This window comes from Streptomyces sp. SID4985 (assembly GCF_009863025.1).
Classification (GTDB): Bacteria; Actinomycetota; Actinomycetes; order Streptomycetales; family Streptomycetaceae; genus Streptomyces.
This window is the reverse complement of sequence record NZ_WWIR01000187.1, coordinates 1-10,764: the sequence shown is the minus strand read 5'-3', so window position 1 is coordinate 10,764 and position 10,764 is coordinate 1. Positions and strand designations below refer to the sequence as shown.

Below are 10,764 nucleotides of genomic sequence, written 5' to 3'. Positions count from 1 at the left end.
GGGCGGGGGTTTGGTGTGGTGGGGGTGACGGGGAGTGGGCGCTTGATTGTTCCGGCGGTGACGAGGAGCGGGCCGGGATCCGCTGACGCCCCGTCGGACCGGTCACCCGTTCATCTGTGCCCGTCGCTCCATTCGTGTGCTCTTCCTCTGTCACTTCGCACCAGCCCCTGACCTGCCGCGATACACCACCACTAGCCCATGTGGGGGCCGGTGACAACCACCCGTTCTCCGCAGTGGGGCCGCGTTCCCGGGAGGCGGGGCGGCCGCTCTGGCCTTTACCTCGGTAGGGCAGGGGCGTTCGCCCCTGGACGAGTCGCACCACGAGTCGGACAAGCCCTGGAGAGCACCATGCGTCGCACCGCCCGTCTGCTGACAGGTACCGCGCTCGCCGCGGCCGCGGCGGGACTCGCCACCGCTCCCGTGGCCCACGCGGACGCGGCCCCGCTGCGGCCCGCCGTGGCCGGGAGCCTGCGCCTTGGCGGCGCGGCGAGCGGCCTCCAGGTGTATCCGTCCACGACCACGCCGGGCAGCCAGGTCACGGTGAACACGGCGGCGTGCGGCGGGCAGGGCGGCGCGCTCGGGGACGCGGGCGCGGTGGGGTCCGGGACGTTCCCGCTGGCGCCGAGTACGCACGAGGGCGAGGCGATCGGCCAGTTCCGGGTGCCGGAGGGCGCGCAGCCGGGGACGTACGAGATCGTCGCGCGGTGTGCCGAGGACGACCGGCAGGTGCGGGGCGACCTGAAGGTGGCGCTGAGCGCGGCGGGGCCGCAGACGCAGCCGCGCGGCAGCCTGAAGACCGGGGTGGGTGGGGCGCCAGGCCCCGGCCCCTCACAGACCGCGGCGGGTGTGGCGGCGCTGGCCGTCGCCGCCGCGGGCGGTACCTGGCTCCTGCATCGCCGGGCGAGAGGCGACGGGATCTGACGGACACCCTCCGCTGTCCGTCGGCCGGTACCGCACGTCCCGCCCCCTCCGGGTCCGATGCCCCTCGCGGCCCGGAGGGGGACGGGGGTTTGGCCTCGTGGGAGGCGTGTGCACGGGAAGGGGGTTCACATGCGCAGACTGGGTGACGCGGCGATAGCCGCCGTGACGGTGATGGCGCTGGCCGCCGGTGTCTGGCTGCTCGGCGACGGCACCGGCCCGCACGCCCCGCCCCAGCCCTCCGCCGCCGAGGGCCGCCCCGAACCGGGCGCCGAACACAGCGCGGCCCCCGCCCTCGACCCGTCCCCGCCGACCCGCGTCCGCATCCCCGCGATCCACGTGAACGCCCCCCTGATGGGCCTCTCCCTGGCCCCCTCCGGCAGCCTGGACGTCCCGCCCCCGGCGGAGAAGAACCTGGCGGGCTGGTACGAGGCCGGCACCGCCCCCGGCTCCACCGGCACCGCCGTCGTCGCCGGCCACGTCGACAACACCGAGGGCCCCGCCGTCTTCTACGACCTCGGCGCCCTCAAACGCGGCACCACGATCGAGATCGACCGCGAGGACGCCACGATCGCGGTCTTCGCGGTCGACGCGGTCGAGGTCTACTCCGCGAAGAACTTCCCGGACGAGAAGGTGTACGGAGCCGCCGCGCGGCCGGAGTTGCGGGTCATCACCTGTGGCGGGGGGTACTCCAAGTCGACGGGGTACCAGGGGAACGTGGTCGTCTTCGCCCACCTGACGGGCAGTCGGCCCAGCTGACCACAACCTGCCCTGAGAGGCACCGGCCGAATCGGCTCCGCCCGACCTCTCGTTTCGCCCACGCGCGTGAGGGTTCGGTTCAACCAGTCCTGCGGTGTGCGTGCCAGGCGGTGGCGGCAGCCGCGAGGCGCAGAGTCCACGGGTCGGGGTCGGCCGTGCTGATCTCGGACCAGACGTTGGCGTTGGCGGCGGCGAAGGCGGTGATGCCATCGGCGGGCGCGGTGTGCCAGGAGGGGATCTCGGCGGCCCAGCGTTCGGCGGATGCGGGGGCGTGACCGGCGGCGACGAGCCAGATGACCCAGTACCCGGCATCGAGCCACGCCGCTCCACGGGTTGCCCAGGCCCAGTCGACCAGGCGGGCCCGATCGCCCTCGGCAGCGTGATCGTCGACGAGGACGTTGGCGTTGTTCAGGTCCGTGTGGAGCAGGTGGGTCCCGGCGAAGAAGCGGAGGTCGTCGGGGTCGACGGTGTAGTGCTCCAGACGCTGCTCGGCGTGACGTAGCTCGATGACGGGGCAGGGGGTCTCGCCGAGGCGGCGCAGGAGGGAGGCGACTTCGGTGAGATCGGGGGAGCCGGGGGCGTAGTCGGCGTGGTGGCCGCCGAGCACTTCGAAGCCGAGGAGATCCCAACCGGCGGCCTCGACGCGCCAGCGGAGAGCAGGAGCCAGGCCGGTGAGGAACGGGGCGACGGCGGCCTCCCGGCGCTGGGTCCAGGCGCGGGGGTGATCGGTGCGCAGGCCCTTGATGTGCCAGGTGCCCGTGGCGGAGGTGACGCGGGCCGCGATCTCACTGTTGAAGCCCTCGGCGGCGTCCTCGACCACGAGAAGGGGCCCGGTGCGCTCTTCGACGGCGGCGCGAGCGGCGGGCGGCAGCCGGTCGAGCCCGATGCGGGTGGTCGCCATGGGGCTTCACTCTTCCACGGAAGCGGGTGCGGGCGTGGGCGTGGGTGTGGGCGGCCAGTGGTGCGGGGACTTCGGACGGAAGAACGCCCGGAAGCCCCCGCGGCCTGCGCGGCCGGTCGTCTACCGGTACGGGTTGTCGTCGTTGCAGCCCGGGACGGCCCCTTCGGCGAGCACCTCCAGGTCGTCCAGGAGGATCACTCCCTCGGGCTCCTCCATGGCCTGCGGTCGGGGGCTGATCTCCACCATGACAGCGGTCATGACGCGTCCTCGCTTCCGTGTTGGCAGTAGGTCGCGGCAGTAGCAAGCAACCGGTACGCCTCGCTTTTCGAGCACGTGACATACGCCCATCTTCACAAGGAGCGAATCCGTGACTCCGTCTCAAAGCTCCTAGAGACGGCCGTCTATGACGGTGTGCGAGGGTTCACCCTGTCCTACTTTCACAGGGCTGAGGAACTGGCTACGGAGCTGGTGACATCCGGACTGACCGACGTACAGGTCTTCGGAATCGAGGGCCCCGCGTGGTCGCTGGTGAAGGCGGCAGAGCAACAGCCGGGCGAAGGACCAACAGATGAGCTGATTGCGTCTGCCGTGGAAGCGGCCCGCATGGCCGAACCTTACCCAGAGTTGCTTGCCGCCAGTTCGCATCTACTGGCCATGGGAAGGGCCCCTACTGGCATCGACGTCTGATGTCAACGGTGGTGAGCACTCACGAAGGAGCAGCCTTTGTCGCGCAGCCCGTCTAGCGCTGGCAGCGCGGTACAACTTTCATTACTCCATGAAGCTCCGGCTCCGCTGCGGGCGCCGCTCCTGCCTTCGGCCCGCTCCCGCCCGCGCTGCGCCGACGCGCGCCCGCATGTGAATAGGGCCGGGTGGCCATGAGTCGATCACCGCATAGCGCGGCCACGGTCAAGAACAGAGCCTCCGGCGGGGGATCGGCCGGCACCGGGCGCCGTTCCCGGCCGCGGGTCCGCAGTGGCGTGCGCGGGGAACTCCCTTCCCGTCCGCCATCGACCCAGGCGAAGCCGAGCAGACGCGGCCCATGGCGTCCAGGTCGTTCGTACAGTGGCGCGCTCCATCTGGACGCCATGAACCACGCCCGCTCCACGGTGTGTGGGTCCACGGCGGACGGGAAGGGAGCTGAGGTGGGTTGTGGGCTGATGAACCACCTAGGCCGCCGCGGAAGGGACGCCGATGCTCCGTCGCATGATTCCGCGCATCTCACGGAGCTGGTCCCCGAACGCTTCTGATTGCCGAAACCCTTGTTGCCGCCAATGACTACTTGGCACGGTTGCGTGATCTTGGTAAGGCTAAGGCGGGCTTCCTGCCGCAGTAGCCGAAGGACAAGCAAGGTTCTCGTGACCCGGGCGCCCGCAGTTCATCTACGCTTCCTGATCCCCAGGATGTCCGCTCGGGTCCTGTTCGTAAAGAAGGCGACTTCGCCGTGAGCTTCCAATAGAGTTCTCCCCACCTGGTAGCCAGGCAAAAATAGGAGGTAACCGGTGTCCGATTCCCATGTCGACCTGTCAAACCACTCGGCTACGTTGCTTTTTGGGGAACACTTTGTTCGCTATGTTCTGGCCCTAGACGAAGGCGAGTTTGCATACAGCCCGAGCAACTCAGCACAAGCTGCCGGACTCGCAATTATGAACGAAGTCTCGAAAGCGACCGCGACGGAACACCCTGATGTCCGATCGGACAATCTCGCCGTCTACCTTTGCCGATACGTCAATGACACTGCCATCGCCAACGCAATCCGTGAGTCTTGCGGTGGAGAGTTTCCGCCTCCCGCCCCAGAGACGGACGATGCACTACTTAATTCTCTGCTCTCAGTTGGACGCCAACTCTACCCGGGTTTCCTCATCTCCCCTCCGTCCCCTGATCCATTGAATTCACACTTTGCGTGTGGCGCTGAAATCTCAGCACACTCCAGCGGAAAGGGATTGGAGAGGAAGGTACTCGGCGACCCCGATCTCAGTCGCCTATTCCCTGGGTCTAGCCATTTGCTCGACTTGTCCGATCGGGAATTGATGCGCGAATTGAACTCGGCGACATCCCTCGTGACAACCTCAAACATTCGGGGTTGTCTGCCACTACAAGTACACAGCCTAGGCGTCCACGTCCTAAACGGAGCGTTCCGGAGAATTACCCTGAGCGGCAAACCTTCTATGAGCCGCTTCCTTACAGAGATCTCGCGCGTTCTCGATGAGATGCGCGCACTGGCTAGAGGAGAGGAGACCCACCTGCCGGTAGCCATCGGCCTGGGAGGTCTGGCCGTATCGGAAGGAATTAGCTTGTCGCTCGGACGAGCGAAACTAGCCAACCGAGAGTTCTATCACCGAAGCCAGTATCACACGTTCATTCAACCAACCCTCACGTTCAATCTCCCCATAAAGCTGCTCAATGTTTGCAAGGTTGAATTCACCGAGAACGGGGTCACGCAACCGGATGTAGCGAAGTTCCAGACTGAATTTGACATATGGGATAAAACGCTTGATGAAATCGTAACTCGCGCGTCTTTTTCCCTCTTGATGGCCTCTGACGATCCCTGCCCTTCTGGTGGCTACCCGGCATTCACTGGCGTGCTGCATCCATTTTTCTTCTACCCCACCATGTACAGCGTCAAGCAGCTCACGCCCGTAGTGAAGGGAATCGAAATCGACCAAGCCTATGCCACCAAGGCCCGAGCTTGGGCGTCTACTCTTGAAACGAGTCATCCGAAAAATCTAAACGTTGCGCTGCGACGAATCGTCAAAGCTGCGAATGGGAGGCTGGAGCCGGCCGACATTCTGGTAGACGCCGTACTCGCCTGGGAAAATATGTTCAGCGGAACGCCGGAAACCAACCTGCGCGTCTGCGGATCCATCGCTCACATTCTAGAACCTAACGACTTCGACAAGCGCTTCGAACTTTTCAGGGAGCTCAAGAAGATCTATACGATGCGCAGTAATATCGTTCACGGTAAGTCGGAGCCATCTTTGGTGCAGTTGCATTCAGCGGCAGAATCGGCGCTCGAAACCGCCCTCAGTAGCATGCGGGCACTTTACCGAATTCCCGAACTTCTCTCGGCAAAAGATGCGGCTGAACGAGGATCGATGACTCTCCTGGGCATCGCTTCGACGTCGAAACAGCAGAAAGAAGAATGACATGGAGCGGCCCAAGACTCGCGCATCCTATGGCAGCTCGCTGCGTTTGCGTTGCAGAGGTCACCAGCTCAGGCAACAAAATCAGTGAGCCCTTTCCAACCTGCCGTGTCGATGCGGCGGTTGGCGTGACAGACGAGTGAAGCTCCTGGTAGACGGGTTCACGACCAAGATCACCAGTACCGCCAGAGGCTTCACGTGCTTGTCTACCCGTCCGGACTGAACCTGCCCAGCTCACATCTTCGCTTCCTCACTGCCCGTATCCGCGAACGGCGCCGTGCGATCGGCAGCCGGTGGCGCAGGTTGAGCGCCAGCCGACAGGCCGTGCTCACCCTTGGCCACCTCCGCAATGGGCAGCCCTATGCCCAACTCGCGGCCGGGTTCGGCATCGGCACGACCACGGCCTACCGGTACATCACCGAAGCCGTCGACCTTCTGGCCGCCCTGGCACCCACGCTCGTACAAGCCGTCCGCGAAGCGTCGAGGAAGGCGTTCGTCCTGCTCGACGGCACTCTCCTGCCCATTGACCGGATCGCCGCCGACCGGCCGTTCCACTCCGGCAAGCACAAGAAGCACGGCATGAACGTCCAAGTCCTCGCCGATCCGGCGGGACGTGTCCTGTGGGCCTCACCCGCCTTGCCCGGAGCCGTCCATGACATCCGCGCCGCACGCGAACATGGCATCCTTGACGCCCTCACCTCGGCAGACATCAACTGCTGGGCGGACAAGGGCTACCAGGGCGCCCAACCAGCTGTCCGCGTGCCATACCTAGGCCGCTGGAAGAACCTGTCCGAGGGCCAACAGGCCGTGAACCGCTCGCAGGCCAGGATCCGGGCCCTGGTCGAACCTGCTCCTGCGCAAGCTCCGGTGCTCGACCAGCCGCATCACCAGCCTCGTCCAAGCCGTCCTCACCCTCCACCTCACCTGCTCAAACTGAGGTTGGAAAGGCTCAGTGTCTGGCCCTCGCATCAGCCGACGGCCGCAGCCCGAGCAGGCTCGGTTCGAACTTGTAAAGCGGCGCTCACGCACGAGCGCCTCCCGGGCCGTCCTCGGGCCGCGGAAGGGCGCTCAATGGTGACCACCGTCGACAGGTGCCGACAGCTCGGCAGCAGGCCAGGGCATTGATCGATTAGGCGGCCGCAGGTCGCGGCCCGCGTGATCAGTTGTGGCTGTAGAGAACAGCCACAGGGACGCACCCCTGGCGACCGCCACCGAACGTGACATGCCCAAGCCGCACCCCCAGGGCACAACGAGGGCACAACAGCTCCGCGCAGGTTCGACGGCAGCCAACGCCAGCAAACGCCATCCGGCCTGGTCCGCGCCGCATCTTGACAGTCCTTCCACCCCATGCCCAAAGAGGCGGCACCCCCGCACAGGATGCCGCCCCTTCTTTGTGGCGCCGGAGCCCGTCGTCGATCGGTGGTGAGGGTCGGGGACCGACGACGGGTCCGGGGTTGGGAGGGAGACGACAGCGCCGCCCCCGGGGGGATCAGCGGTGGTCGCTGCCCCTGGACTCCGTAGCCGCGCGGCCCGCCTCCAGGCGGGCTACCGGGATGCGGAACGGGGAGCAGGAGACGTAGTCCAGGCCGACCTCGTGGAAGAAGTGGACGGACTCCGGGTCGCCGCCGTGTTCGCCGCAGACGCCGAGCTTGAGGTCGGGACGGGTCGAACGACCGGCTGCGGCGGCCGACTTGACCAGCGAGCCCACCCCGTCCCGGTCGATCGTCTCGAACGGGCTGACGCCGAAGATGCCCTTCTCCAGGTACGCCGTGAAAAAGCTCGCCTCCACGTCGTCCCGGCTGAAGCCCCACACCGTCTGGGTGAGGTCGTTCGTGCCGAAGGAGAAGAACTCGGCCGCCTCGGCAATCTGACCGGCGGTCAGCGCGGCGCGCGGGAGTTCGATCATCGTGCCGATGGCGAGCTTCAGACGCGTACCCGTCGCCGCCTCGACCTCCGCGATGACCTGGTCGGCCTCCTCGCGGACGATCTCCAGCTCCTGGACGGTGCCGACGAGCGGGATCATGATCTCGGCGCGCGGGTCGCCCTTGGCGGACTTGCGTTCGGCCGCCGCCTCCGCGATGGCGCGCACCTGCATGGTGAAGAGGCCGGGGATCACCAGGCCGAGGCGCACGCCCCGCAGGCCCAGCATCGGGTTCTGCTCGTGGAGGCGGTGGACCGCCTGGAGGAGGCGGAGTTCGTTCTCGTGCGGCTCCTGCCGGGACTCGGCGAGGGCGACGCGGACCGACAGTTCGGTGATGTCGGGGAGGAACTCGTGCAGCGGCGGGTCGAGGAGACGTACCGTCACCGGCAGGCCGTCCATCGCCTCGAACAGCTCGACGAAGTCCTTCTTCTGGAGCGGGAGCAGCTGCTTGAGGGACTCCTCGCGCTCCGTCTCCGTGTCGGCCAGGATCAGCCGCTCCACCAGCTCACGCCGGTCGCCGAGGAACATGTGCTCGGTGCGGCACAGGCCGATGCCCTGGGCGCCGAAGCGGCGGGCGCGCAGCGCGTCCTCGGCGTTGTCGGCGTTGGCGCGCACGCGGAGGCGGCGCTTGCGGTCGGCGAAGGCCATCATCCGGTGCACGGCCTCGACCAGCTCGTCGGCGTCGTCGGCGCCCGGGTGCATCCGGCCCTCGAAGTACTCCACCACGGGAGACGGGACTACCGGGACCTCGCCGAGGTACACCTTGCCGGACGAGCCGTCGATGGAGATGACGTCGCCCTCCTCGACCACGTGACCGCCCGGCACCGTCATCCGGCGCCGCTTGGTGTCGACCTCCAGCTCCTCCGCGCCGCAGACACAGGTCTTGCCCATGCCGCGCGCGACGACGGCCGCGTGGGAGGTCTTGCCGCCGCGCGAGGTGAGGATGCCCTCGGCGGCGATCATGCCGTCCAGGTCGTCGGGGTTGGTCTCCCGGCGGACCAGGATGACCTTCTCGCCCGAGCGGGACCACTTGACGGCGGTGTACGAGTCGAAGACCGCCTTGCCGACCGCCGCGCCCGGCGAGGCCGCGATGCCCCGCCCGACCTGCTCGGCCTTGGCGTCCTCGTCGAAGCGGGGGAACATCAGCTGGGCGAGCTGGGCGCCGTTGACCCGCTGGAGCGCCTCGGTCTCGTCGATCAGGCCCTGGTCGACGAGCTGGGTGGCGATACGGAACGCCGCGCCCGCGGTGCGCTTGCCGACGCGGGTCTGGAGCATCCACAGCTTGCCGCGCTCGATGGTGAACTCGATGTCGCAGAGATCGAGGTAGTGGTTCTCCAGCGTCTCCATGATCTGCATGAGCTGGTCGTACGACGCCTTGTCGATGCTCTCCAGCTCCGCCAGCGAGACGGTGTTGCGGATGCCCGCGACCACGTCCTCGCCCTGGGCGTTCTGGAGGTAGTCGCCGTAGACGCCCTGCTGGCCGGAGGCGGGGTCGCGGGTGAAGGCGACGCCGGTGCCGGAGTCGGGGCCGAGGTTGCCGAAGACCATGGAGCACACGTTGACGGCGGTGCCGAGGTCGCCCGGGATGCGCTCCTGGCGGCGGTAGAGCTTGGCCCGGTCGCCGTTCCAGGACTCGAAGACGGCCTTGATCGCGAGGTCCATCTGCTCGCGCGGGTCCTGCGGGAAGTCCCGGCCCGCCTCGCCCTTGACGATCTTCTTGAAGGCGGTGACCAGCTTCTTCAGGTCGGCCGCGTCGAGTTCGGTGTCGACCTGGACGCCCTTGGCCTCCTTGGCCCGCTCCAGCGCCTCCTCGAACAGCTCGCCGTCGACGCCGAGGACGGTCTTGCCGAACATCTGGATCAGGCGGCGGTACGAGTCCCACGCGAAGCGCTCGTCGCCGGCCTGCTTGGTCAGGCCCTTCACGGACTTGTCCGACAGGCCGATGTTCAGGACGGTGTCCATCATGCCGGGCATGGAGAACTTGGCGCCCGAGCGGACGGAGACCAGCAGCGGGTCGTCGGCCTGGCCGAGCTTCTTGCCCATCCGCTGCTCCAGCGCGTCGAGGTGCGCACTCACCTCGTCACGCAGTGCCGCGGGCTCCTCCCCGCTGTCGAGGTAGACCTTGCACGCCTCGGTGGTGATGGTGAAGCCGGGAGGGACCGGCAGTCCGAGGTTGGTCATCTCGGCGAGGTTGGCGCCCTTGCCACCGAGCAGGTCCTTGAGGTCCTTGTTCCCCTCGGTGAAGTCGTAGACGAACTTCGCTACGTGAGGCTCTTTGTTTTCCGGCACGGGTCTCGACTCCTTGAGGCCGCGGTGGCTGCCCTGACGGCGAGGAACATACCCAGATCGAAGGCGTCTGGGTACGTCCAGCAGTGCGTCATAAGCCTGTAACCAGCCGTCTGCCACAGGATCTAAAGCAAAGGCGGGGCAACGGGACGGCCACTCGTGTTTTCAACTCTTGAACGCAAGCCTCCGTTCAGGCGGACCAGTGCGCTCACATGAGCGGACTTCGGCGCGTTTGATTTCGATCATTGAACGGCCAAGGGGTGGCACCGAGTGCCACCCCTTGGAGAAGTGCAACCGCCGAAGATCCGCTCATCTGAGCGCTCCCCTTATCAAGGGTGGCGAGAATCACGCTGCCACAGGCCCCGGATTTTCACCATGCGGACGGCCGACCCGGGCCGGAAACACGTCCGACACGCACCGCCGCACGGCGCCTCGCACACTCAGACCCCCCGCGCGCTCAGGCGCCCCGCGCGCTCAGACCCCCAGCGCCGCCAACCGCTCCTCCGCCCGCTCCGGCGCGTACAGATGCTCCACGACCAGCGCCCCCGCGCCGATCACCCCCGCCCGCTCCCCCAGCCGCGCGGTGACGACGTCCAGGTGGGCCGTGGAGCGGGGCAGGGCGCGCTGGTAGAGGAGTTCGCGTACGCCGGTCACGAAGGGGGTGCCCGCGAGGTCGCCCGCGATCATCAGGACGCCCGGGTTGAGCAGGGTGACGACGGTGGCCAGGACGTCTCCGACCTGGCGCCCGGCCTCGCGGGCCAGCGCGGCCGCCCGGGGGTCGCCCGCCGCGAGGAGTTCCCGTACGTCCGAGCCGGACTCGGCCGGCACCCCCGCCTCCG

7 protein-coding genes and 2 pseudogenes are annotated in these 10,764 nt (G+C 67.3%); 5 read left to right on the top strand and 4 right to left on the bottom strand.

All coding sequences use genetic code 11. The features are described 5' to 3' along the window. The first annotated feature begins 348 nt into the window (after positions 1-348). Together GTW40_RS07470 and GTW40_RS07465 are read left to right on the top strand one after the other, a co-directional pair. Positions 349-921: a hypothetical protein gene (locus GTW40_RS07470; protein WP_161179368.1), complete on the top strand. Its 573-nt coding sequence runs from the start codon at positions 349-351 to the stop codon at positions 919-921. Positions 922-1,050: 129 nt separating this feature from the next. Next, on the top strand, positions 1,051-1,677 hold the full coding sequence (locus tag GTW40_RS07465; RefSeq protein WP_161179367.1) for a class F sortase: 627 nt from the start codon (positions 1,051-1,053) through the stop codon (positions 1,675-1,677). Between the two features lie 79 nt (positions 1,678-1,756). On the opposite strand, the gene GTW40_RS07460 is transcribed toward GTW40_RS07465, so the two are convergent. Both GTW40_RS07460 and GTW40_RS32540 read right to left on the bottom strand, forming a co-directional pair. Further along, positions 1,757-2,578, bottom strand: a complete 822-nt coding sequence (locus tag GTW40_RS07460) for an aminoglycoside phosphotransferase (RefSeq protein ID WP_161179366.1) — start codon at positions 2,576-2,578, stop codon at positions 1,757-1,759. 120 nt (positions 2,579-2,698) lie between these two features. Beyond that, entirely contained in the window at positions 2,699-2,836 is a 138-nt protein-coding gene (locus tag GTW40_RS32540; protein WP_202485537.1) for a hypothetical protein, read from the bottom strand. Positions 2,837-2,866: 30 nt separating this feature from the next. On the opposite strand from GTW40_RS32540, the pseudogene GTW40_RS07455 reads away from it, so the two are divergent. From GTW40_RS07455 to GTW40_RS07445, 3 genes and pseudogenes are all read left to right on the top strand, one after another. Then, a pseudogene (locus GTW40_RS07455) lies at positions 2,867-3,265 on the top strand (SAM-dependent methyltransferase); the annotation flags it as partial. Positions 3,266-4,077: 812 nt separating this feature from the next. After that, positions 4,078-5,721, top strand: coding sequence for a HEPN domain-containing protein (locus GTW40_RS33690; protein WP_161179365.1), 1,644 nt, complete (start codon positions 4,078-4,080; stop codon positions 5,719-5,721). A gap of 195 nt (positions 5,722-5,916) precedes the next feature. Beyond that, positions 5,917-6,655, top strand: a pseudogene (locus GTW40_RS07445) (transposase family protein). Positions 6,656-7,207: 552 nt separating this feature from the next. Here the strand turns inward: GTW40_RS07445 and ppdK are convergent. Together ppdK and GTW40_RS07435 are read right to left on the bottom strand one after the other, a co-directional pair. Then, entirely contained in the window at positions 7,208-9,928 is a 2,721-nt protein-coding gene (gene ppdK / locus GTW40_RS07440; RefSeq protein ID WP_161179364.1) for a pyruvate, phosphate dikinase, read from the bottom strand. Positions 9,929-10,399: 471 nt separating this feature from the next. Further along, positions 10,400-10,764 (bottom strand): ROK family protein (locus GTW40_RS07435; RefSeq protein ID WP_161179363.1); only part of this gene is annotated, 365 nt, incomplete at its 5' end.

Excerpts from the sequence above, each read along its gene's own strand:
- GTW40_RS07465 (WP_161179367.1), top strand. The coding sequence starts at position 1,051 with ATGCGCAGACTGGGTGACGCGGCGATAGCCGCCGTGACGGTGATGGCG.
- GTW40_RS32540 (WP_202485537.1), bottom strand. The coding sequence starts at position 2,836 with ATGACCGCTGTCATGGTGGAGATCAGCCCCCGACCGCAGGCCATGGAG.
- GTW40_RS07470 (WP_161179368.1), top strand. The coding sequence starts at position 349 with ATGCGTCGCACCGCCCGTCTGCTGACAGGTACCGCGCTCGCCGCGGCC.
- GTW40_RS07460 (WP_161179366.1), bottom strand. The coding sequence starts at position 2,578 with ATGGCGACCACCCGCATCGGGCTCGACCGGCTGCCGCCCGCCGCTCGC.